We start from the raw sequence: 21,936 nt of genomic DNA, 5'->3' as shown, positions 1-21,936 counted from the left end.
GGGACGACCGCGCGACCGACGGTCACTTCAGGAACTCGGGGATGTCGAGGTCGTTGTCGTCGTCGATGGCGGGCTCGAAGCTCATCGCCGGGACGGTGACCTTCTTCTCCTCCACGGGAGCGGTGTCCTCGGCCTTCTCGACCTGCACCTCGGGCAGCGGCGCGGCGGGACGCTCCACGACCATCGGCTCGAGCCGCGGTGCGGGTTCTCCGCCGTCGAAGCCGGCGGCGATCACCGTGACCCGCACCTCGTCGCCGAGGGTGTCGTCGATGACCGTGCCGAAGATGATGTTCGCCTCGGGGTGCGCCGCCTCCTTGACCAGGTCGGCGGCGTCGTGGATCTCGAAGATGCCCAGGTTCGATCCGCCCTGGATCGAGAGCAGCACGCCGTGCGCACCCTCGATGGACGCCTCCAGCAGCGGCGACTCGACCGCGAGTTCGGCGGCCTTGATGGCACGGTCCGCACCGCGCGCGGAGCCGATGCCCATCAGAGCCGACCCTGCCCCCTGCATCACCGACTTCACGTCGGCGAAGTCGAGGTTGATCAGACCCGGCGTGGTGATGAGGTCGGTGATGCCCTGCACACCGGCGAGGAGCACCTGGTCGGCGGTGGCGAAGGCCTCGATCATCGAGATCCCTCGGTCACTGATCTCGAGGAGACGGTCGTTCGGCACCACGATGAGGGTGTCGACCTCTTCCTTCAGCTTCGAGACGCCCGCCTCGGCCTGACTCTGACGCCGGCGACCCTCGAACGAGAACGGCTTGGTGACGACGCCGATGGTCAGTGCACCGATCGACTTGGCGATGCGCGCCACGACGGGGGCGCCACCGGTTCCGGTGCCGCCCCCTCGCCGGCGGTGACGAAGACCATGTCGGCGCCGGTGAGCGCCTGCTCGATCTCCTCGGCGTGGTCCTCGGCGGCGCGACGACCAACTTCGGGGTCTGCACCGGCGCCGAGACCGCGGGTGAGCTCGCGACCGACGTCGAGCTTGACGTCGGCATCACTCATCAGCAGCGCCTGCGCATCGGTGTTGACGGCGATGAACTCGACGCCGCGCAGGCCGAGTTCGATCATGCGGTTGACGGCGTTGACACCGCCACCGCCGACGCCGACGACCTTGATCACGGCGAGGTAGTTCTGGTTCTGGCTCATGGCCGGCCTCCGTTATGTCGAGCCTGAAGAATGTGAACCTTAAACCTCAACTAGAGGTGTAAAGTATTTCCCGGTATTGCGTTCTCACGAATGAACGTAAGCGGCGACGGGCGTTTGCGCCCTCAAGCGACACGGCGTTTCGCTGCTATCGGCCGCGCAGAACGCGCCCGACCGCACCCGGTGGTCTCAGCCGACGACGGGAACGGTCGGAGAGGACACGTCGAAGGTCTTCGACTTCGGGTTCTTCGCCATCAGCTTCGACAGGATCACGGCCTTGGCGGATGACTCCTCGGCGCTCCCCCACAGGATGGTCCGCCCGTCCCCCAGCACGAGGGTCACGCTGTCCGGTGTCGCCGCGCGCACGGCGGTGAGTGCCCCGCGCACCTCGGCCGGGAGCGAGCGCACGACGAGCCCGGCGCTCTCGAAGGCGGGCGTGCCGGCACCGCCGGTGATGGCCAGGAGCGGCTGCCCCTCGGGGCGGGCATCCGTCGTGGCGAGCGCGACTCCGGCGGCGTCGACGAGCGTGTACCCGGCATCCGACCGGAGCACGCCGATCGGCGTGCGCTCGACGATCCGCACCGTGAGCCCGTGCGGAGGGCGCACCTCGAGGGCGTACGTCTCGATCAGCGGGAACGCCATCAGCGCGGACTTCACCTCGCTGTCGTCGACGAGCGCCAGCGGCTTGCCGACCTGGCCGGACAGTGCCTGCTCGACCTTCTGCGGATCGAGCGTCTTCGCGCCGACCACAGAGATGTCCTCGACGGCGAACAGCGGGCTGTAGGCCGCCGCGGCCGTGCCGAGCACCACGAGCAGCACGGCGCCGATCGAGGTGAGCCAGATCGTGCGGCGTCTGCGTGACCGCGAGGTGAACCGCCGGATCTCCGCCCTCAGCGCCTTGCGTCGCGCGCGCGCCGCGCGCCAGACGTCGGCACCGCTGAGCTCGGCCGCGGGTCTCCGGTCGATCGGATCGATCGGCGCGGTCTCGTCTTCGGCAGCCGCGTCGTCGGCACGCAGCGGCACCGGCTGCCGGACGGCATCGGACCGAACCGGCTGCTGCGCCTGCTCCTCCGAGGCCGGGATCGGTGCCGGGCGTCGCACGTCAGGCCTCCGCGGTCCGCCGAAGGGAGCCGAGCACCTGCGGGATCATCTGGTACACGTTGCCGCAGCCGAGGGTCACCACGACATCCCCCTCCCGAGCGACGCTCGCGGTGTAGTCCGCTGCGTCCTGCCAGTCCGGCACGTAGTGCACGTGGGCGGGATCCGCGAACGCGCTGGAGACCAGCTCACCGGTCACGCCGGGCACCGGATCCTCCCGTGCGCCGTAGACGTCGAGCATGACGGTGTGGTCGGCGTACTGCTCCAGCACCTCGGCGAACTCGCGGTACATGTGCTGCGTGCGCGAGTACGTGTGCGGCTGCTGGATGGCGATCAGCCGTCCTGCGCCGGCGAGAGTGCGCATCGCCTGCAGGGCGGCACGGACCTCGGTCGGGTGATGCGAGTAGTCGTCGTAGACCCGCACGCCGCGCTCCGCACCGTGCAGCTCGAGGCGCCTGACCGTGCCGGCGAACCCCTCGACGGCCCTCACGGCGTCGGCGAGGGCGTACCCCAGCGTCAGCAGCACAGCGACCGCGCCGGTGGCATTGATCGCGTTGTGCACGCCGGGAACCGCGAGCTGCATCCGCGCACTGTCCGCGCCGTGCAGGACGGTGGCGGCCACGGGACCGTCAGTGGCGATCTCGACCACGCGGACGTCGGCGTCTTCCGCCTCACCGAACGTGATCACGTTCCGATGCGAGAGCCCCGCGTGCACGCGCTGGGCACCGGCGTCGTCGCTGGAGATCACCACGGCCTCCGAGGCCTCATCGCCGAACCGCACGAATGCGTCGTAGAACGCGTCCTCGTCGCCGAAGAAGTCCAGATGGTCGGGGTCGACGTTCGTGATCAGCGCGATCGCGGTGTCGTAGAGCAGGAACGTGCCGTCGGACTCATCAGCCTCGATCACGAAGAGCTCGTCACCACCCGTCGCGCTGGAGACCCCGAGCTGCTCGATCACGCCGCCGTTGACGAAGTTCGGATCGGCGCCCAGCGCCTGCAGCGCCGTGACGATCATCCCGGTCGAGCTGGTCTTGCCGTGCGCGCCGGCGACCGAGACCAGTCGGCGCGTTCCGATCAGCCAGTGCAGCGCCTGCGAGCGGTGGATGACGTGCAGTCCGCGCTCCTTCGCCGTGACGAACTCCGGGTTCTCGGGCCAGATGGCTCCCGTGTGCACGACCGTGTCGGCGTCACCCAGGTGGGCGGCGTCGTGTCCGATGTGCACGGTGGCACCGGCAGCGGCCAGAGCGCGCAGATTCGCGCCGTCGGCCCGGTCGGAGCCGGACACGCGGATGCCCGCGTCGAGGAACATGCGGGCCAACCCGCTCATGCCGGAGCCCCCGATGCCGATGAAGTGCGCGGAATCGATGGTCTCGGGGATCGGGAGGGAGAGGTCGGGTCTGATCATGTCCTGCCCAGTCTACTTTTGCGGGCGCTTCGACAGGCTCAGCGACCCACGTGAGGCTCAGCGACCCACGTGATGCTCAGCGACCCGCGCCGTCGTCGCCGAGCGCGCGGTCGATCATCGCCACGACGCTCTCGGTCCCGGTGCGGGTGCCGACGCTCGAGGCGGCATCCGCCATCGCCGCGATGCGTTCCCGATCCTGCAGCAGCGGGATCACCCGGTCGCGCACGGTGTCGGCACTGAAGGTCGCGTCGTCCAGCAGCACGGCCGCACCGGCATCCACCGCGGATGCCGCGTTCAGCCGCTGTTCCCCGTTGCCCACCGCGTACGGCACGTAGACGGCGGGGATGCCCAGGGCGGAGACCTCGCTCACGGTCGCCGAGCCCGCGCGCGAGACGATGACGTCGGCGACGGCGAAGGCGAGGTCCATCCGGTCGATGTAGCGCCGCATGGCGTAGCCGGGCACCTCGGGGTCGATCCACTCGCCCCGCTCCCCCGTCGCGTGCAGCAGCTGCCAGTCCGCGGCGAGGACGTCGGCCCAGGAGCCGGCGAGGGCCTCGTTCAGGCGCTGCGCGCCGAGCGATCCGCCGAACACGAGCAGCACGGGCCTGGCCGGATCGAGGCCGAACAGCTCGGCGGCCTCTTCTCGCGCCGCGGCTCGGTCGAGCTCGACGACCTCGCGGCGCAGCGGCATTCCGACGACCTTGCCGCGCTTCAGGGGCGTTCCCGTGAAGGCGACGCCGACGCCGGCGGCCCGGCGGGCGCCGAGCACGTTGGCGAGGCCCGGCTTCGCGTTGGCCTCGTGCACGACGAAGGGGATGCCCTCACGATGTGCGGCGACGTACGCCGGGGCCGAGGCGTACCCGCCGAAGCCGACGACGACATCGACGCCGTGCTCGCGGATGTGCGCGCGCACCTGCGCGATCGCGCGGCGGAAGCGACCGGGAAACGCCACGGCCTGCTTGTTCGGGCGGCGCGGGAAGGGCACCTTGTCGACGATGAGCAGCTCGTAGCCCCGTTCCGGCACCAGCCGGGATTCGAGTCCCTCCCTGGTGCCCAGCACCAGCACGGTCGCGCCGTCGCGCTCGCGCAGCAGATCGGCGACGGCGAGCAGCGGATTGACATGGCCGGCGGTGCCCCCGCCGGCGAGAAGGTACGTGGTCACCCGGCGATGCTACCGGGGCGCGCGGAGGCGCGCCTCGGGGTACCCTGTGCGCGCTTCGGCTCGGCCTGCGTCGTCGAGCCTGTTGCGGGGATGGTGCGCGCGAACGCGAGCAGCACCCCGCAGGCGAGCAGCACCGACAGCAGCGCGGTGCCGCCCTGGGACATGAACGGGAGCGGAACGCCCATCACCGGGAAGATGCGGATGACGACGCCGATGTTGAACAGCGCCTGCCCGACGATCCACAGCGTGATGCCGCCGGCGGCGACGCGGATGAACGGATCGCGGGTCTTGCGGATGATGTGGAACGCCCCGACGGCGAATGCCGTGAAGAGGCCGAGCACCAGCACGCAGCCGATCAGGCCGAGTTCCTCGCCGACGATGGCGAAGATGTAGTCGTTCGCTGCAGCGGGGAGCCAGCCGTACTTCTCCTGTGAGTTGCCCAGACCGACGCCGAAGATGCCGCCCGAGGCCATGCCCCACATGCCGTGGGTGGCCTGGTAGCACTCGTTCGCGATGTCGCAGTCCTCCGGATTGAACGCGGCGAGGATCCGCTTCATCCGGTTGTCGCTGGTGAGCGCATAGCCCAGGACCGCCACCACGCCCAGCAGCATCGGCAGGATGAACAGCCGCAGCTTGACACCGGAGAAGAACAGGCAGCCCAGCACGATGAGCACCATGACCATGGCCGTGCCCAGGTCCTCGCCCGCGACGACAGTGCCGATGGCGAGGGCGGCCACGGGGACCACGGGGATGAAGACGTGGTGCCAGATGGCCAGACGGGTCTGCTTGCGCAGCAGCACGAATGCGATCCAGACGGCCAGCGCGAGTTTGAGGAGCTCTGACGGCTGCACGGTGAAACCGGCGACACCGATCCAGTTGCGGTTTCCTCCCGAGGCGATGCCGAGCCCGGGAACGAAGACGAGCAACTGCAGCAGGATCGCCAGCACGAGACCCGGCCAGGCGAGTCTCTTGATCACGTTCACCGGGATCCGGCTCACGAGGAACATCAGCGGAATTCCGACCACCGCGAACATGCCCTGCTTCAGGACCTCGTCGAAGGGCCCCTTCGTCGTGTTCGCGCTGGTGGCGGAGAGCACCATGACCAGCCCGAAGACCGTGAGCAGCAACGCGGAGAACGAGATGAGCAGGAACTCCATCGGCACAGGCTGGAACAGCCGGCCGAGCGAGACGCGAGCGGCGAGGCCGCTGCGAGCAGGAGCGGATGCTGCGGGCTCAGTGCGCTTCGGGTGAGCCGTCTGCGTCATCAGCGCTCCCCCTGTCGATCCAGTCCCGCACCGCCTCGGCGAAGCGGTGGCCGCGATCCGCGTAGCTGGTGAACTGATCGAAGGATGCCGCCGCCGGGGCCAGCAGTACCGTGCCCCCGTCGCCTGCGATCCCCGTCGCCAGTTCGACGACACGGGTCATGACCTCTTCAGTCTCTGCGGGGATGACCTCGTGGACCGGCACGTTCGGCGCGTGTCGCCGGAATGCCGACAGCACGGGCTCGCGCTCGACGCCGATGACGATCGCGGCGCCGGCGGTTCCGCCGACCTCGGCCACGAGCTCTGAGATGTCGACGCCCTTGAGATCGCCGCCGACGACCCACACAGCGCCCGGATACGCGCGCAGTGAGGAGGCGGCCGCATGCGGGTTCGTCGCCTTCGAGTCGTCGACCCAGGTGATGCCGGCGTGCTCGGCGACCACCTGGATGCGGTGGGCGTCGAGACGGAAGGACTGCAGCGAGCCGTGGATCGCCTCGGGCGAGACGTCCAGGGAGCGCGCCAGCGCGGAGGCGGCGAGGATGTTCTGCACGATGTGCGGCGCGGACAGCCCCACGCGACGCAGATCATCGATCGTGGTGAGTTCGAGCGCGCTGTTGCGGCGGTCGTCGAGGAAGGCCCGATCCACGAGGATTCCGTCCACGACGCCGAGGTCGCTGGGTCCGGGCGTGCCGAGGTCGAACCCGATCGCGCGGGCTCCCTCGACGACATCGGCCTCCTCGACCATGAGTCTCGTCGCCTCGTCGGCCTTGTTGTAGACGCAGGCGACGCGGGTGTTGCGGTACACGAGGGCCTTCGCATTCCGGTAGGCCTCGGCGCTGCCGTGCCAGACCAGGTGGTCGTCGGCGAGGTTGAGGCAGACCGCGGCGTGCGGCAGTAACTCCCCCTCCTCGGCGGCGAGGCCCAGGTACCAGAGCTGGTGACTGGACAGCTCGACGACGAGCACGTCGAAGCCGCCGGGATCGCGCACCGCGTCGAGCACGGGCACGCCGATGTTTCCGCAGGGCGCCGCGCGCAGCCCTCCCTCGGCGAGAAGCGCCGCGGTGATCTGAGTCGTCGTGGTCTTGCCGTTGGTGCCGGTGATGAGCACCCAGTCGGCCGGCGTGCCGTCCGAGCGCACGACCTTGTCGCGCACCCGCCAGGCGAGCTCCACGTCGCCCCACAGGGCGATGCCGGCATCCTGTGCCCACCGGATCACCGGATGCGACGGCGGGAAGCCAGGCGACGCGATCACCACATCCGGCGCGAAGTCGATCAGTGAGGCCGGCGGCTCGGCGAGGGAGGTCAGCTCGAGCCGGGCGCCGATCACCGGAAGCAGCCGCTGGTACTCCTCGGACGCGGACTCGGACAGCACCAGCACCTCGGCACCGAGCTCTGTGAGCGTGTCCGCCGCCGAGAACCCCGTCGTCGACAGGCCGAGCACGGCGACTCTGAGCCCTGTCCAGTCCGCGTTCCAGCTGGTCAGGCCTTTCAGACGCGCGCTCATACCTGGGTCAGCCAGTCGACGTAGAACAGACCGACGGCGGATGCCGCGAGCAGGCCGGCGATGATCCAGAGGCGCACCACGATCGTGACCTCCGGCCAGCCGCGCATCTCGAGATGGTGGTGGAATGGGCTCATCAGGAACAGCCGCTTGCCCCTCGTGATCTTGAAGTACAGCCGCTGCAGGATGACGGATCCGCTGGAGAGCACGAAGACGCCGGCGATGAGCAGCAGCAGCAGTTCGGTGCGGGTGAGGATCGCCATCGCGGCGACCACGCCGCCGATCGCCATCGACCCGACGTCGCCCATGAAGACCTTCGCCTTCGGCGCGTTCCACCACAGGAAGCCGATCAGGCTTCCGGTGAACGCCGCCGCCACCCACGCGAGGTTGAGCGGCTCGCGCACCTCGTAGCAACCGGCCACGGCGGCGCCGACGCAGGTCTGCTTGAACTGCCAGAACGCGATCAGTCCATAGGAGCCCACCACGAAGATGCCGGCTCCGGCGGCCAGACCGTCCAGGCCGTCGGTGAGATTCACGCTGTTCGACGTCGCGACGCCGATGATCGAGACCCAGACCAGGTACAGGATCCAGCCCAGCACGGTGCCGAACGCCATCAGGTTCAGCCACGGGATGTCGCGGAACAGCGAGACGTAGCTGCTCGCGGGAGTCTGACCGAGGCTGTTCTGGAACCCTGGGGCGAGGGCGACCACGCCGAACGGGATGATGACGATGAGCTGGCCGACGATCTTCCGCCAGCCCGACAGGCCCAGGCTGCGCTGACTGCGCACCTTCATGTAGTCGTCGATGAAGCCCACGACGCCGAAGCCGACCATGAGCCAGAGCACCAGGATCGCCGAGAGGCCGGGTTCGTTGCCGCCCATGTAGACGCCGGTGAGGTAGCCGACGATGGTTCCGGCGATGAAGATCAGGCCGCCCATGCTCGGCGTGCCGCGCTTGTGCCCGTGGCTCGGGTTGCTGATGTCTTCAGGGGTGCGGATCACCTGCCCCCAGCCGAGCTTCCGGAAAAGACGGAGGAAGGCGGGGGTCAGGAAGAGCGAGAAGGCGAGCGACACCGCCGCCGCCATTAGCAGAGACCTCACGAGAACGATTCTCCCAGACGATCGCCGAGAAACCTGAGTCCCGCGGAGTTGGACGATTTCACGAGCACCAGATCGCCGTCGCGCAGCTCACCGGTGAGGTAGTCGAATGCGGCGTCCTGATCGGGCAGGTGCACGGCCTCCCCGTCCCAGGACCCCTCTCCCACGGCGGCGAGGAAGAGCCGGCGCGCCTCGGTGCCGACCACGACGATGCGCTGGATGTTCAGGCGCACCGCCAGCAGGCCGATGCGGTCGTGCTCCTCGCCCGCGACCTCGCCCAGTTCGCTCATCGCTCCGAGAACGGCGACGGTGCGCTGGCCGGGAGCGGCGATCTGTGCCAGCGTGCGCAGCGCGGCCGCCATCGCATCGGGGCTGGCGTTGTACGCGTCGTTGATGATCCGCACGCGGTCGCCGCCCATCGGCTGCATCCGCCAGCGCTCGGCGATCTCGACGGTCTCGAGGCGTGCGATGGCCGTGCGAGCGGGAACGCCGAGCGCCCCGGTGGCGGCGATCGCGGCGAGAGCGTTCGAGATGTGGTGCTCGCCGAGCACCTGCATGCGAAGCGGCAGCGCCTCGTCTCCTGCGCGCACGACGCACGTGGTGCCGGTGGCGGAGACCTCGACATCGGTCGCGACCAGGTCCGGCGGCATCCGTGCGCCCGAATCCGACCACCTGCATGCCGCGCGACTCCGCGAGGGAGCGCATCGCGGCCACCCTGCTGTCGTCGATGTTGAGCACCGGCGGTGCCGTCTGCGCGTGCTGCCTGGATCAGCTCCGCCTTCGCCTGAGCCGTCTTCTCGATCCCGCCGAAGCCGCCGGCGTGCGCGAGGCCGACCATCAGCACGACGACGACATCGGGGGCGACCAGTCCGGCCAGACGGGCGATGCTGCCGGCACCGGACGCACCGAACTCGCTCACGAGGTACTTCGTGCTCTCGGTGACCCGCAGCATGGTGACCGGCGCGCCGACCTCGTTGTTGTACGAGTTGATGGGGGCGATGGTCTCGCCCTCGTCCTGCAGGATGCGGGCGATGAAGTTCTTCGTCGTGGTCTTGCCGTTGGAGCCGGTGATACCCACGACGCGCAGCTCGCCGCTGGCACGCACGCGCGCAACGACCTCCTTCGCGAGCGCCGCGATCGCCTCGATCACGTCGGCGACGACGATCTGGCTCACCTCGGCGTCGACCGGGCGCTCGACGATCGCCAGGACGGCGCCCGCCTCGACGGCGGACCCGACGAACCGATGACCGTCGGTGACCTCCCCCGGCTTCGCGACGAAGACGGCACCCGGCTCCATCTTGCGGGAATCGGTGTCGACGACGCCCGACACGAGCGTGTCGGCCGTGTCGGATCCGTGCGTCCGCAGATCGCCCCCGATGACGGAGGCGATCTCGGCGAGGGACAGGGCGATCATGACGAACTCCAGTACCGGCAGGGCGTCCGGCGAGTCATTCGCCGAACTTGGGGAGGGGCGCCTCCATCGGCTTGGACGACGGGGCGACGCGGTAGGTCTTCAGCACCTGAGTGAGCGCCTTCTGCAGAGCGGGCGCGGTTGCTGCCGACGAGGTAATCCTCAGTCGGCTCCTCCATGGTGATCATGACGACGTACTGCGGATCCTCGATGGGGGCGACACCCAGGATCGAGGTGTAGTACACGCCCGACTTGTACCCGCCCTTGCCGTTCGCGACCTGCGCGGTACCGGTCTTGATGCCGATCCGGTACCCCGGCACCTTCACGGTATTGGCGAGTCCGCCCTGCACGGCGACGTTCTCGAGCATGCGGCGCACCTGGGAGGCGGTTCCCTCCGACACCACGCGCTCCTTCTCGGCGTCGGTCGTGTGCTCGACGCCGTCACGATCGGTGCACGACTCGATCAGGCTCAGGTCGATGTGCTCCCCGCCGTTCGCGAGCGTCTGGTAGGCGCTGGCCACCTGGATCGGCGTGACGGTGAACGCCTGGCCGAACGTGGTGGTGTACAGGGTCTGGTTGTCCCACGTCTTCGGGTCGCGCACGCCACCGGACACCTCCTCGGGGAAGCCGACCGCGGTCGGCGTGCCGACGCCGAACTTCTTCAGATAGTCGTAGCGGGTCCGCGGGGAGACCTTGCTGCCGAACTTCGACAGCGCCACGTTGGACGAGTCGATCAGCGCGCCGGCCAGAGTGTAGTCGTACTGCGGATGAGAGAAGGCGTCGCCGATGTTGGCGCCGTTCGGGAACCTCTCGCGGCTCTTCGCGGAGACCACGCTCCCCGGTGTCGCCGCCCCCTCCTCGATGAGCGTGGCGGCGGTGACCGGCTTGAAGGTCGAACCCGGCTCGTAGCTGTGCGAGAAGATCTGCGAGCGCCAGTACTTCGGCGCGGTGCCGTCGATGTCGTTCGGATCGAGAGGGGTACTGGGCCGCGGCGCGGATCTTGCCGGTCTTCACCTCGATGACGGTCGCGGTCGCGGACTTCGCGCCCTTGATCTTCGCCTCCTCGGCGATCATCTGGGACAGGTACCACTCCAGGTCGCTGTCGATCGTGAGCTTCACCGTGCCGCCGTCGACGGCCGGGGTCTCGCGGTCGCTCCCGGGGACGATCACGCCGTTCTTCCCCGCAGGTAGGTGCGCTCACCGTTCTTCGGCGCGAGACACTGGGCCGCCATCTTCTCGATGCCGTACCCCTCGCCGTTGCTGTTCACGAAGCCGACCAGGTTGCCGCCGACCGCACCGTTCGGATACACCCGGACCGCTCGGGACTTCATCGCCAGGTAGGGAAGCTCGAGCTCACGGAGCTCGAGGTACTGCTCGGTCGAGAGTCCCTTCTTCAGCGGGAGATAGCGGGACTTGGCGTTCTCCGAGAGGTTGTCGGCCACCTCTGCTCGCAGCTCGTCGGCGTTCAGACCCATGACCTCGGCGATCCTGTCGCTCGCCTCCGCCCACTGCATCGTGTCCTTGTCCTTGCTCTTGTCCTCGAGCTCGGTGATCAGCCACGGGTCGAGCTGCGCGTCGTACACGAGCTTGCTGGACGCCAGGACCGTGCCGTTCTCGTCGACGATGTCGCCCCGGTTGCCCGCGATCGGCTGGGTGCTGCCGAGATTGCCGGTGTTCCGGGACTCCGCGACATGCTCGTCGGCGCGCACCACCTGGATGTCGACGAGGCGCACGACGAAGGCGCCGAGCACGGCGAGCACCACGGCGAGGGCGACCACCGTACGGCGACGCGGGCTGCGGGTTGCGCGGGTGGACATCTGCGGCTCCGTCCGGTTCTCTTCTTCAGTGCGTCTGCGGCGTGGGCAGGCCGTCGTCCAGCGACGGCGGCAGGGCGGGTTCGGTCTTCTTCTCGGCGGCATCCGACTTCGCGGCATCCGATGCCGTTCCGCCCTCCGCCGCCTTCTTCTCGGCGTTCGGGGCGTCGAGCAGGGCGTTTCCGACCTTGGTCGGCCCGTTCGGGTCGACCGTGGAGGTCCACCCGGCGCCGTCCGTGACGCCGAGCACCGCGCCGTCGCTGAGCCGCAGGTAGGACGCGCTGCCGGCGACGACCAGACCCAGGGTCGCCGCCTTGCTGGCGAGCGACTGCGGCGAGCTGAGTCCGACGAGCTCGTCCTGCATCGCCTGCTTCTCGAGGCCGAGCGCGTGCTGCTGGGCATTCAGATCGGCCAGGACGAAGGAGTCCTGGGTGGAGGCCAGCGACAGTCCCATCTGCGCGATGCCGATCACGGCGACGCCGCCGACCGCGAGCAGTGCGTAGGCGAGCCGCGGGCGGCGTCGTCGACCGGGCGCGCTGAGCGCGTGCAGTCGCCGTTCGGATGCGGAATCCGGCTTCTCGCGGGGCTCGACGCGGAGCGCGTTGAGGCTCATGCCGCCTCCCTGATCTTCTCGGCCGCACGCAGACGCACGGGGATCGCCCGCGGGTTGCGGGCGCGTTCTTCTTCGGTGGCCTGCTCCGCGCCCTTGGTGAGGATGCGGAAGCGCGGCGCGTGTTCGGGCAGCTCCACCGGAAGGCCGGCGGGCGCCGTGGATGCGGCGGCCGCTGCGAACGCCTGCTTCACCAGGCGGTCCTCCAGCGACTGGTACGACATGACGGCGATCCGTCCTCCGATGGCCAGGGCATCCATCGCCGCCGGGATCGCGTCGGCGAGCACGTTCAGCTCGGCGTTGACCTCGATGCGCAGCGCCTGGAACACCCGCTTGGCGGGATGCCCCGCGCGTTGCGCGGCGGCCGGCGTCGCCTCGATGAGCAGATCGACCAGCTCGCCGGAGCGTGTCAGCGGGCGCTCGTCGCGGGCGGCGACGATGAACCGGGCGTAGCGCGCGGCGAGCTTCTCCTCACCGTAGCGCTCGAAGATGCGGCGGAGGTTCCCCTCGCTGTACGTGGCGAGCACCTCGGCGGCGGTGACGCCCTTGGTCTGATCCATCCGCATGTCCAGCGGAGCATCCTTCGAGTAGGCGAAACCGCGCCCGGCCTCATCGAGCTGCAGCGAGGAGACGCCGAGGTCGAACAGCATCGCCGACGCGCCCTGCGCGTGCAGGCCGATCTCGTCGTAGACGGTGTGCACCAGGGTGACCCGGTCGCCGAACGGGGCCAGCCGCTCCCCCGCGATGCGCAGCGCGTCGGTGTCGCGGTCCAGGCCGATCAGGCGGATGTTCGGGAAGCGCTCGAGGAATGCCTCGGAGTGTCCGCCCATGCCGAGCGTGGCGTCGACGAGCACCGCGCCGTCGTGTGCGAGGGCGGGGGCGAGGAGCTCGACGCAGCGGTCGAGCAGAACGGGGATGTGGATGTCGCGGAGGCTCATGATCTCTGGGGTCCTGTCGTGTGAGGTGACCTCCGGCTCTGATTCCCCTCCGCTCGACCCGGCACCGGGGAAGTGTGCCGGGGCGGAGCGGCGGGGTATCACAGCCGTGGTCAGAACAGGCCCGGAATCACCTCCTGCTCTAGGTCTGCGTAGCTCTCCTCGTTGCTGGCGAGGTAGTCGTTCCACGCGGCGGCATCCCAGATCTCGGCGTGAGCGCCGACGCCTGTGACGACGAGCTCCTTCTGGAGCCCGGCGTACTGCCGCAGGTGCGGCGGAAGGGTGATCCTGTTCTGGCTGTCCGGCATCTCGGCGCTGGCGCCGGAGAGGAACATCCGCAGGAAGTCGCGGGCCTGCTTGTTGCTGAGCGGAGCCTGGCGGATCCGCTCATGCAACTCCTCGAACTCGGCCGTGCTGAAGACGTAGAGACAGCGCTCCTGTCCGCGGGTGACCACGATGCCGCCGGCGAGGTCCTCGCGGAACTTCGCAGGAAGGATCACCCTTCCCTTGTCGTCCAGTTTCGGCGTGTGGGTACCCAGCAGCATCGGCCATCACCCCCTCTGCGTCCGGCCAACCCGAGGTGTGCCCCACTTTACTCCACTTCACTCCACTTTCCTACGACATTCACGTCGGATTCTCTCCTGGCCCCTGCGAGAGCTGCCATTTGGGCATGAAAAACCCCGGAATCTCGGGGATTCCGGGGTCGTGGAGTGGAGTGGAGGAGAAGTGGAGGATCCGGTGCGGATCAGTATCCGCGGATCAGCGCCCTTCCTGGCGACGATCCCAGCGGTCGTTCATGCGATCCATGAAGGACGAGTCCGTGCCACGGGATGATCGATCGTCACGCGGCGTGGCGCCACCGGTGCGGCGGACCGGCGTGAAGGCGAGCATGACGCCCGCGAGCATCGCGAGGAACGCGATGACTCCGACGGCGATGCTGAACACGCTGCCCAGCTGCGAGCCCAGTGCGACCGCGGCGACCAGCCCGCCGATGCCGGCGAGCAGCAGCAGCGCGCCGTAGATCAGGTTGCGATAGCTGAGCGATCGGTCACCGGAGGGCGCAGTGACGACATCGGCGTCATTCTGAAGGAGATGGCGTTCCATCTCGTCGAGCAGACGCTGCTCCTGTTCGGAAAGAGGCATTTCCATCCCCCTCGGGTTCGTCTTCTCATCTTACTCTCGCGCAGCGCGCTCGGGCCAGCGTTCGCCCACAACCGGCTGCGTATCGACTGTGTCTGTATGCACCATAGGCTGTGAACGTGTCCGCCTCCCAGTCCGTGCCCGAAGCCGTCGCCGCTCGCCTGGAGCTCTTCCTCGAAGACCGGAGGACGGATGCCGACGAGTACGGGCCGGACGGCGCCGCATTCCTCGACGCGGCCGCGGCCACTCTCGTGGGCGGCAAGCGGCTGCGAGCGAGCTTCTGCCGCACCGGCTGGGCGGCGGTGGCGCTTCGCGCCGACGCGCGCGCGGTGGAGAGCGACGCGCTGTGGGATCTCTGCGCGTCCCTGGAGATCTTCCAGTCCGCGGCGCTCGTGCACGACGACCTCATCGACAACTCCGATGTGCGGCGGGGCATGCCCGCAGCGCACCGGGCCCTCGAGCACGCCCACCGCGGCGCCGGGTGGAGCGGTGACGCCGAGGCCTACGGGCGCTCGGCGGCGATCCTGCTCGGCGATCTGCTGGTGGCCTGGAGCGACGACCTCGCCGAGCAGGCCCTCGACGGTCACCCGCAGGCGAGGAGGGTGCGTGCCGAGTACGCGCGGATGCGGCGCGACGTCACGGTCGGCCAGCTGCTCGACATCGCCGAGGAGTCCGCGTGGAGCGTGCATCCCGCGCAGGAGCATGCCGCACGCGCCTTCCGTGTCGCCTCCCTGAAATCGGCCAGGTACAGCGTGGAGCAGCCGCTGGTGCTCGGGGCCGAGTTCGCCGGGGCGAGCACCGAGCAGGTCGCCGCGCTGCGCGCCTTCGGACATCCCGTGGGAATCGCCTTCCAGCTGCGCGATGACGTGCTCGGCGTCTTCGGCGATGCCGAGGTCACCGGAAAGCCGGCGGGCGACGACCTGCGCGAGGGCAAGCGCACCGTGCTGGTCGCTCGCGCCCGCGCTGCGCTCTCGGCCTCGGCGCGGAGCGTGTTCGACGAGATGCTTGGCGACCCGAGGCTCGACGACGCGCAGATCTCGTCGCTGCAGGCGACGATCGCCGACACCGGGGCACTGGCCGCGGTGGAGGAGATGATCGCCGATCACGCCGCGCGCGCCGACCGCGCGCTCACAGGCGCCCCGCTGGACAACGCCTCTGTCGGCGAGCTGCGCGATCTCGCCAGAGCGGCGACGACCCGCACGCGCTGAGGCGCAGGATCGGCTCAGGCGAGCGTACGCGCGACGCGCCGCACCTCGCTCTTGTGCCCGGCCAGGAGCGCCGCGATCGGCGAGCGTCCGAGGCTCTCCTCCTCGGCGAGCAGCCAGTCGATCACCTCGTCATCGCTGAATCCGGCATCCTGCAGGGCGATGATCGTGCCGCGCAGCGAGGGCAGCGGATGCCCGTCGGCGAGGAAGACCGCCGGCACCTGGACCGGACCGTTCCGCCGCGAGCCGATCAGGTAGTGCTCGTCGAGCAGTCGCCGCACCCGACCGGGGGTCTCGTCGAGCGCCTCGGCGAGGTCGGGGATGGTCAGCCAGGCAGTGTTCTCAGGGGAAATCTCGGACACGTGCCCACTATCTCACGCCCGCGGCGGTGCCGCTGAGCGGGATGCACGGTCAACAGTTTTCACATGCGTCACATGCATCACTTCTGTTGACAACAGTTTACAACCGTGTCAGCGTGTCAAGAGCCGAGAACAAGGGGGGACCTTGAAAATGCGCGCATTCACCACCCGTGAGCACGGCCTGGGAGTCGGAGTCTCCGCCGCCGTGGTCGGCGCTCTCGCCGCGACGCTCACCGTCGCTCCGGCATCCGCCGACACCGTGCGCGCCGGGACTCAGCAGGGACACGCCCCCGCCTACGCCGGCGGACACCTGCAGACGCTGCCGGCGCGCTCCCCCGTCGCATCGGCGGCCGCCCCCGCCTCCTACACCGTGCGTCCCGGCGACACGATCTGGTCGATCGCGAAGAGGCACGGCCTGCGCACCGCCGACGTCCTCGCCTGGAACGGACTGAACGCGCGCTCGGTGATCCACCCAGGACAGAAGCTGCGCCTGCAGAAGGCCGCGGCGGCAGCGCCCGCAGCGGCCCCGCGCGGCGCGACGAAGACGAAGACGCACACGGTCGCCGCGGGCGACACCGTCTACGGCATCGCCCGCAAGTACGGCACATCGGTCTCGGCGATCATCACCGCCAACCGCCTGAGCGCATCGGCCACCATCCACCCGGGGCAGAAGCTCGTCGTCTCCGCCGTCAAGGCCGCCGTCTCGCGACCGGCTGCCTCGCGCGCTCCCGCCACCGCGGCGAAGACGCACACCGTCGCCGCGGGCGACACCGTCTACGGCATCGCCCGCAAGTACGGCACGTCGGTCTCCGCGATCGCCGCCGCCAATCGTCTGGGCGCGTCGGCCATCATCTACCCGGGCAGAAGCTCATCGTCTCGAGAGCGAAGCCCGCGGCATCCTCCGCCGGACCCGCCACCGATTCGGCTGCGAAGTCCGCCGCCAAGCCCGTGGCAGCCGCATCCAAGACGCACACGGTGGCTGCCGGCGACAGCCTGTACGCCATCGCGAAGAAGCACGGCACGACGGTGGCGGTGATCCTGGAGGCGAACGACCTCGGCGCGTCGGCCATCATCTACCCGGGGCAGAGGCTGAAGCTCACCCTCCCCGCGAACACGCAGCGCTCGGCCCGCCTGGACGCGGAGCAGATCTCGAACGCACGGCTCATCATCCGCATCGGCCGCCAGCTCGGCGTACCGGACCACGGCATCCGCATCGCTCTGGCCACCGCGATGGTCGAGTCCTCGCTGCGCAATCTCCGCGGCGGTGACCGCGACTCCCTCGGCCTGTTCCAGCAGCGCCCCAGCCAGGGCTGGGGCACGCAGGCGCAGATCATGAACGCCGAGCGCAGCACACGGGTGTTCTACGGCGGGTCCTCCGATCCGAACGGCTCCCGCTCGCGCGGCCTGCTCGATCTCAGCGGCTGGCAGAACAGGAGCTTCGGCAATGCAGCACAGGCGGTGCAGATCTCGGACTACGCGCATCGCTACGGCCAGTGGGAGAAGCAGGCCGGTCGCTGGCTGTCCGACCTCGGTTAGTGGCAGAACGCCGGGAGGTCGGGCATCAAGGGTGAGCCGCTCCCCGGTCACACAGGCAGTTCTCCCTAGACTTTCCCTGTGACCACTCAGCAGGCCGACCCTCTCATCGGGCGGCTTGTCGACGGCCGATACCGGGTGCGCGCCCGCATCGCCCGCGGCGGCATGGCCACCGTGTACGTCGCCACTGACATGCGCCTCGAGCGCCGCATCGCCCTGAAGGTGATGCACGCCCACCTCAGCGACGACTCGGCGTTCCAGAGCCGCTTCATCCAGGAGGCGCGCGCAGCGGCCCGGCTCGCCGATCCGCACGTCGTCAACGTGTTCGACCAGGGACAGGACGGTGAGCTGGCCTACCTGGTGATGGAGTACCTGCCCGGCATCACACTGCGCGAGCTGCTCAAGGAGCAGAAGCGGCTCAGCATCCCGCAGACGATCACGATCATGGACGCCGTGCTCTCGGGCCTGGCCGCGGCGCACCGCGCCGGCATCGTGCATCGCGACGTGAAGCCCGAGAACGTGCTGCTGGCCGAGGACGGCCGCATCAAGATCGGCGACTTCGGCCTGGCGCGCGCCACCACGGCGAACACGGCGACCGGCGCCCAGCTGCTCGGCACCATCGCGTACCTCGCCCCCGAGCTCGTCACCCGCGGCACCGCCGACGCCCGCAGCGACATCTACGCCCTGGGCATCATGCTCTACGAGATGCTCGTCGGCGAGCAGCCGTACAAGGGCGAACAGCCGATGCAGATCGCGTTCCAGCACGCGACCGAGCAGGTGCCCCGCCCCAGCGCGCGCAACTCCGCCGTGCCCGAGCAGCTCGACGAACTGGTGCTCTGGGCCACCGAGAAGTCCCCCGACGAGCGTCCGATCGACGCTCAGGCGATGCTCGACCGGCTGCGCGACATCGAGCGCGAGCTCGATGTGAAGCCGCTGCTCACCGCGGCGCTGGTCACGCCGCGCGGCGGTGGTGCCGACACCGGATCCGTGACGCGCGTGCTCACCGGACCGACCGCGGCGGCCGAGCCGATCGCCGCGCCGCAGCAGCAGGTCGACAACGCCACGCTGCTGCGTCGCCGCATCTCGCGACGCAAGGCGCGCGGTGCCATGCTGCTGGCCGTCGTGCTGCTGCTGGCCGTGCTGGCCGGTGGCGTGGGCTGGTGGTTCGGCTCCGGCCCCGGTTCGCTGGTCGCGGTCCCCCATGTCGCCGGGATGACCTACGACGCGGCGGCGGCGGCGCTGAAGGAAGACGGTTTCGTCCCCATCCAGCGCGACGAGAGCTCAGTCGACGTAGATGCCGGAACCGTGATCGAGACCAAGCCCGGCGAGGGCGAACGGCTCGACCAGGGCGCGAGAGTGCGGGTCATCGTGTCGAGCGGCCCTGCCTCGCATCAGCTGCCCGCTCTCGGCGGTAAGAGCGAATCCGACGCGCGAGCGACGCTGACCACGGCGAACCTCGAGGTCGACGACCAGTCCGAGGAGTACTTCACCCCCGATGCCGCGCGCGACAAGGTGATCAATGTGCGGATCACGCCGCGCGACGGCGGCAAGACCTTCGGCTGCGCCGGCGGATGCACAGTGCGCGAGGCGGACCGCGCGACCGTGCAGGTCTCGCTCGGTGAACTCCCCGACGTGATCGGGGATCCCGTGGACGCCGCGGTGAAGACTCTGACGGACGCCGGGCTCGACGTCTCCGGCGATCGCCCTTCGGAGTGGAGCGAGAAGTTCGCCAAGGGCGAGGTGATCCGCCACTCCGAGCGCTCCGGCGGCGGCCTGTGGCGGCCCGGCGACAGCATCACGCTGACCGTGTCGAAGGGGCCTCAGCCCGTCGAGGTCCCCGACGTCGAGGGGAAGAACCTCGCCGACGCGATGAGGATCCTGCGCGAGGCGCACCTGAATCCGACCTCGACCCTGCCCGAGTTCCTCTGGGGCCTGTTCACCGTGTCCAAGACAGACCCCGAGGCCGGTGAGACGGTCGAGCGCGGCACCGAGGTGAAGGTCAAGGCCAAGGAGAGCTGATCTCGGATCAGCTCCCCCGACCGGCGATCAGCGCTTCTCGAGCTCCTCGGCCACGAGGAACGCGAGCTCCAGCGACTGCATGTGGTTCAGCCGCGGGTCGCACAGCGATTCGTACCGGGTGGCCAGCGCCGCCTCGTCGATCCGCTCCGAGCCGCCGAGGCATTCGGTCACGTCGTCGCCGGTGAGTTCGACGTGGATGCCGCCAGGGAACGTGCCGACAGTGCGATGCGCCTCGAAGAAGCCGCGCACCTCGTCGACGACGTCGTCGAAGCGGCGGGTCTTGTACCCGGTCGGAGTGGTGATGCCGTTGCCGTGCATGGGGTCGGTCACCCACAGCGGGGTGGCGCCGGAGTCCTTCACGGCCGCGAGCAGCGGCGGAAGAGCATCGCGGATCTTTCCCGCCCCCATCCGCGTGATGAACGTGAGCCGGCCGGGCTCGCGGTTCGGGTCGAGCTTGTCGATCAGCGCCAGCGCGGTCTCGGGCGTCGTCGTGGGGCCCAGCTTCACCCCGATGGGGTTGCGGATCTTCGAGAAGTAGTCGATGTGCGCCCCGTCGAGGTCGCGGGTGCGCTCGCCGACCCAGAGGAAGTGCGCCGAGGTGTTGTACGGCGTGTCGGTGCGCGAGTCGATGCGTGTCATCGGGCGCTCGTAGTCCATCAGCAGGCCCTCATGACCGGTGAAGAACTCGACGCGCTTGAGCTCGTCGAAGTCGGCGCCGGCGGCCTCCATGAACTTGATCGCGCGATCGATCTCGGAAGCCATGCGCTCGTAGCGCTGGTTGGCCGGGTTCTTCGCGAAGCCGGTGTTCCAGGAGTGCACCTCGCGCAGGTCTGCGAAGCCGCCCTGCGTGAACGCGCGGATGAGGTTCAGCGTGGATGCCGCCATGTGGTAGCCCTGCAGCAGGCGCGACGGGTCGGCCGTGCGGGACCCCTCGGTGAAGTCGTACCCGTTGACGATGTCGCCGCGGTACGCGGGCAGCGTGACGTCGCCCCGGGTCTCGGTGTCGCTCGAGCGGGGCTTGGCGAACTGCCCCGCCATCCGCCCCATCTTCACGATCGGCATGGACGCGCCGTAGGTGAGCACGACGGCCATCTGCAGCACCGTCTTGATGCGGTTGCGGATCTGATCGGCGGTGGCGCCGGCGAACGTCTCGGCGCAGTCGCCGCCCTGCAGCAGGAACGCCTGGCCGGATGCCGCGCGGGCGAGACGCTCACGCAGGTTGTCGACCTCACCGGCGAACACCAGCGGGGGCAGGGCGGCGATCTGTGTGGAGACCTCCGCGACCCGGCCGGCATCGGGCCACTGCGGCTGCTGCTTGATCGGCAGCTCGCGCCACTCGTCGAGGGCTCGGATGTCGAACGCGGACGGGGCGGCGGACGGCGGCTGTGGCATCTCCCCAGCCTAGTCGTCGCGGAAACCGCCCCGTGCGTCCATGACGACGAAGCCCGCGGCCTCTCTCAGCGCACCGGAGCGGGCATGCGGTCCTTCACCGACGACGCGTACACGTCGTCGTATCGCTGGGCGCCGAGGCGCTGCAGCGCGACCATGATCTCGTCGGTGACGGAGCGCAGGATGTAGCGGTCGTTCTCCATTCCCGCATACCGCGAGAAGTCCAGCGGCTCGCCGACCACGATCCCGACCCGCACCACCCGGGGCATCCGCCGGCCGATGGGCATCGCGGTGTCGGTGTCGATCATCACGACGGGCACGACGGGCACCTTCGCCTCGAGCGCCATCCGTGCGATGCCGGTACGGCCCCGGTACAGCCGGCCATCGGGGCTGCGCGTGCCCTCGGGGTAGATGCCGAGCAGATCTCCCCGCCCAGCACCTGCAGTCCGGTGTTCAGCGAGGCCTCGGAGGCCTTCCCCCTGAGCGGTCGATCGGCAGCTGACCGGTCGCACTCATGAAGAACTTCGTCGCCCATCCCTTGATGCCGCGCCCGGTGAAGTAGTCGCTCTTGGCCAGGAATGACATCCGGCGGTCCAGCATGAGCGGCAGGAAGATCGAGTCGGCGAACGAAAGATGATTGCTGGCGAGGATGGCTGCGCCGGTGGCGGGGATGTTGTCGCGCCCCACCATCCAGGGTCGGAAGATCGCTTTGACCAGCGGCCCGATCACGACGTACTTCATCAGCCAGTAGAACATCGCCTCGCAGTCTACTGCGTGCCCGCTCGGCATGCGGAAGAGCACGAGAGCCGCGACTGAGTACCGTGATTTACGCGACTGAATCCCATGA

General features: G+C 69.3%; 18 protein-coding genes and 3 pseudogenes. 4 read left to right on the top strand and 17 right to left on the bottom strand.

Annotated elements, in window-relative coordinates; translation table 11 throughout:
• Positions 1–22: 22 nt before the first annotated feature.
• From ftsZ to L2X99_RS03580, 14 genes and pseudogenes are all read right to left on the bottom strand, one after another.
• A pseudogene (gene ftsZ / locus L2X99_RS03645) lies at positions 23–1,152 on the bottom strand (cell division protein FtsZ).
• Positions 1,153–1,338: 186 nt separating this feature from the next.
• Positions 1,339–2,250, bottom strand: coding sequence for an FtsQ-type POTRA domain-containing protein (locus tag L2X99_RS03640; RefSeq protein WP_236125036.1), 912 nt, complete (start codon positions 2,248–2,250; stop codon positions 1,339–1,341).
• A 1-nt stretch (position 2,251) separates the two neighbouring features.
• Complete coding sequence (gene murC / locus L2X99_RS03635) at positions 2,252–3,652, bottom strand: UDP-N-acetylmuramate--L-alanine ligase (RefSeq protein ID WP_236125037.1); 1,401 nt, start codon at positions 3,650–3,652, stop codon at positions 2,252–2,254.
• 76 nt (positions 3,653–3,728) lie between these two features.
• Positions 3,729–4,814 carry a UDP-N-acetylglucosamine--N-acetylmuramyl-(pentapeptide) pyrophosphoryl-undecaprenol N-acetylglucosamine transferase gene (locus tag L2X99_RS03630; protein WP_236125038.1) on the bottom strand — a complete coding sequence of 362 codons (1,086 nt, stop codon included), beginning with the start codon at positions 4,812–4,814 and terminating at the stop codon, positions 3,729–3,731.
• Positions 4,811–6,079: a putative lipid II flippase FtsW gene (gene ftsW / locus L2X99_RS03625; protein ID WP_236135646.1), complete on the bottom strand. Its 1,269-nt coding sequence runs from the start codon at positions 6,077–6,079 to the stop codon at positions 4,811–4,813. Before ftsW ends, L2X99_RS03630 begins: the two co-directional genes overlap by 4 nt.
• Positions 6,048–7,580 (bottom strand): UDP-N-acetylmuramoyl-L-alanine--D-glutamate ligase, encoded by a 1,533-nt coding sequence (gene murD, locus L2X99_RS03620; protein ID WP_236135645.1) that lies wholly within the window; start codon positions 7,578–7,580, stop codon positions 6,048–6,050. Before murD ends, ftsW begins: the two co-directional genes overlap by 32 nt.
• Positions 7,577–8,677, bottom strand: coding sequence for a phospho-N-acetylmuramoyl-pentapeptide-transferase (mraY, locus tag L2X99_RS03615; protein WP_236135644.1), 1,101 nt, complete (start codon positions 8,675–8,677; stop codon positions 7,577–7,579). Before mraY ends, murD begins: the two co-directional genes overlap by 4 nt.
• A pseudogene (locus L2X99_RS03610) lies at positions 8,674–10,088 on the bottom strand (UDP-N-acetylmuramoyl-tripeptide--D-alanyl-D-alanine ligase). Before L2X99_RS03610 ends, mraY begins: the two are co-directional and overlap by 4 nt.
• A complete protein-coding gene (locus tag L2X99_RS03605; protein ID WP_236135901.1) occupies positions 10,085–11,008 on the bottom strand; it encodes a penicillin-binding transpeptidase domain-containing protein in 924 nt (307 codons plus the stop codon). The pseudogene L2X99_RS03610 and the gene L2X99_RS03605 overlap by 4 nt, the downstream one beginning before the upstream one ends.
• Before the next feature lie 243 nt (positions 11,009–11,251).
• The gene (locus tag L2X99_RS03600; protein ID WP_236135643.1) at positions 11,252–11,902 is read right to left on the bottom strand and encodes a hypothetical protein; all 651 of its coding nucleotides are present in this window, start codon (positions 11,900–11,902) and stop codon (positions 11,252–11,254) included.
• A 25-nt stretch (positions 11,903–11,927) separates the two neighbouring features.
• On the bottom strand, positions 11,928–12,512 hold the full coding sequence (locus tag L2X99_RS03595; protein ID WP_236125041.1) for a hypothetical protein: 585 nt from the start codon (positions 12,510–12,512) through the stop codon (positions 11,928–11,930).
• Complete coding sequence (rsmH, locus tag L2X99_RS03590) at positions 12,509–13,447, bottom strand: 16S rRNA (cytosine(1402)-N(4))-methyltransferase RsmH (RefSeq protein WP_236135642.1); 939 nt, start codon at positions 13,445–13,447, stop codon at positions 12,509–12,511. The genes L2X99_RS03595 and rsmH overlap by 4 nt, the downstream gene beginning before the upstream one ends.
• Positions 13,448–13,557: 110 nt before the next feature.
• Positions 13,558–13,989, bottom strand: coding sequence for a division/cell wall cluster transcriptional repressor MraZ (mraZ, locus tag L2X99_RS03585; protein ID WP_236125042.1), 432 nt, complete (start codon positions 13,987–13,989; stop codon positions 13,558–13,560).
• A 214-nt stretch (positions 13,990–14,203) separates the two neighbouring features.
• Positions 14,204–14,587 carry a DUF3040 domain-containing protein gene (locus tag L2X99_RS03580; protein WP_236125043.1) on the bottom strand — a complete coding sequence of 128 codons (384 nt, stop codon included), beginning with the start codon at positions 14,585–14,587 and terminating at the stop codon, positions 14,204–14,206.
• A gap of 116 nt (positions 14,588–14,703) precedes the next feature.
• Here L2X99_RS03580 and L2X99_RS03575 point away from each other — a divergent pair, with 116 nt between their 5' ends.
• Positions 14,704–15,792: a polyprenyl synthetase family protein gene (locus tag L2X99_RS03575; RefSeq protein ID WP_236125044.1), complete on the top strand. Its 1,089-nt coding sequence runs from the start codon at positions 14,704–14,706 to the stop codon at positions 15,790–15,792.
• A gap of 14 nt (positions 15,793–15,806) precedes the next feature.
• On the opposite strand, the gene L2X99_RS03570 is transcribed toward L2X99_RS03575, so the two are convergent.
• Positions 15,807–16,151, bottom strand: a complete 345-nt coding sequence (locus L2X99_RS03570) for an Rv2175c family DNA-binding protein (protein WP_236125045.1) — start codon at positions 16,149–16,151, stop codon at positions 15,807–15,809.
• A gap of 148 nt (positions 16,152–16,299) precedes the next feature.
• On the opposite strand from L2X99_RS03570, the gene L2X99_RS03565 reads away from it, so the two are divergent.
• From L2X99_RS03565 to pknB, 3 genes are all read left to right on the top strand, one after another.
• A complete protein-coding gene (locus L2X99_RS03565) occupies positions 16,300–17,184 on the top strand; it encodes a LysM peptidoglycan-binding domain-containing protein (RefSeq protein ID WP_236135641.1) in 885 nt (294 codons plus the stop codon).
• Positions 17,124–17,684, top strand: a complete 561-nt coding sequence (locus L2X99_RS03560; RefSeq protein ID WP_236135640.1) for a LysM peptidoglycan-binding domain-containing protein — start codon at positions 17,124–17,126, stop codon at positions 17,682–17,684. Before L2X99_RS03565 ends, L2X99_RS03560 begins: the two co-directional genes overlap by 61 nt.
• Positions 17,685–17,762: 78 nt before the next feature.
• A complete protein-coding gene (gene pknB / locus L2X99_RS03555; RefSeq protein ID WP_236135639.1) occupies positions 17,763–19,700 on the top strand; it encodes a Stk1 family PASTA domain-containing Ser/Thr kinase in 1,938 nt (645 codons plus the stop codon).
• 27 nt (positions 19,701–19,727) lie between these two features.
• Here pknB and L2X99_RS03550 read toward each other — a convergent pair whose 3' ends face one another.
• On the bottom strand, positions 19,728–21,092 hold the full coding sequence (locus L2X99_RS03550) for a class II 3-deoxy-7-phosphoheptulonate synthase (protein ID WP_236125047.1): 1,365 nt from the start codon (positions 21,090–21,092) through the stop codon (positions 19,728–19,730).
• A 65-nt stretch (positions 21,093–21,157) separates the two neighbouring features.
• Positions 21,158–21,845: pseudogene (locus L2X99_RS17785) on the bottom strand (lysophospholipid acyltransferase family protein).
• Positions 21,846–21,936: the final 91 nt, after the last annotated feature.

This window comes from Microbacterium sp. KUDC0406 (assembly GCF_021582875.1).
GTDB lineage: Bacteria > Actinomycetota > Actinomycetes > Actinomycetales > Microbacteriaceae > Microbacterium.
This window is presented reverse-complemented; position numbering and strand designations above follow the sequence as displayed.

What these genes read in the sequence shown, in the direction of transcription:
- ftsW (WP_236135646.1), bottom strand. Translation starts at nt 6,079, where the DNA reads ATGACGCAGACGGCTCACCCGAAGCGCACTGAGCCCGCAGCATCCGCT.
- L2X99_RS03595 (WP_236125041.1), bottom strand. Translation starts at nt 12,512, where the DNA reads ATGAGCCTCAACGCGCTCCGCGTCGAGCCCCGCGAGAAGCCGGATTCC.
- rsmH (WP_236135642.1), bottom strand. Translation starts at nt 13,447, where the DNA reads ATGAGCCTCCGCGACATCCACATCCCCGTTCTGCTCGACCGCTGCGTC.
- L2X99_RS03565 (WP_236135641.1), top strand. Translation starts at nt 16,300, where the DNA reads ATGCGCGCATTCACCACCCGTGAGCACGGCCTGGGAGTCGGAGTCTCC.
- L2X99_RS03600 (WP_236135643.1), bottom strand. Translation starts at nt 11,902, where the DNA reads ATGTCCACCCGCGCAACCCGCAGCCCGCGTCGCCGTACGGTGGTCGCC.
- murC (WP_236125037.1), bottom strand. Translation starts at nt 3,652, where the DNA reads ATGATCAGACCCGACCTCTCCCTCCCGATCCCCGAGACCATCGATTCC.
- L2X99_RS03550 (WP_236125047.1), bottom strand. Translation starts at nt 21,092, where the DNA reads ATGCCACAGCCGCCGTCCGCCGCCCCGTCCGCGTTCGACATCCGAGCC.
- L2X99_RS03580 (WP_236125043.1), bottom strand. Translation starts at nt 14,587, where the DNA reads ATGCCTCTTTCCGAACAGGAGCAGCGTCTGCTCGACGAGATGGAACGC.
- murD (WP_236135645.1), bottom strand. Translation starts at nt 7,580, where the DNA reads ATGAGCGCGCGTCTGAAAGGCCTGACCAGCTGGAACGCGGACTGGACA.
- mraZ (WP_236125042.1), bottom strand. Translation starts at nt 13,989, where the DNA reads ATGCTGCTGGGTACCCACACGCCGAAACTGGACGACAAGGGAAGGGTG.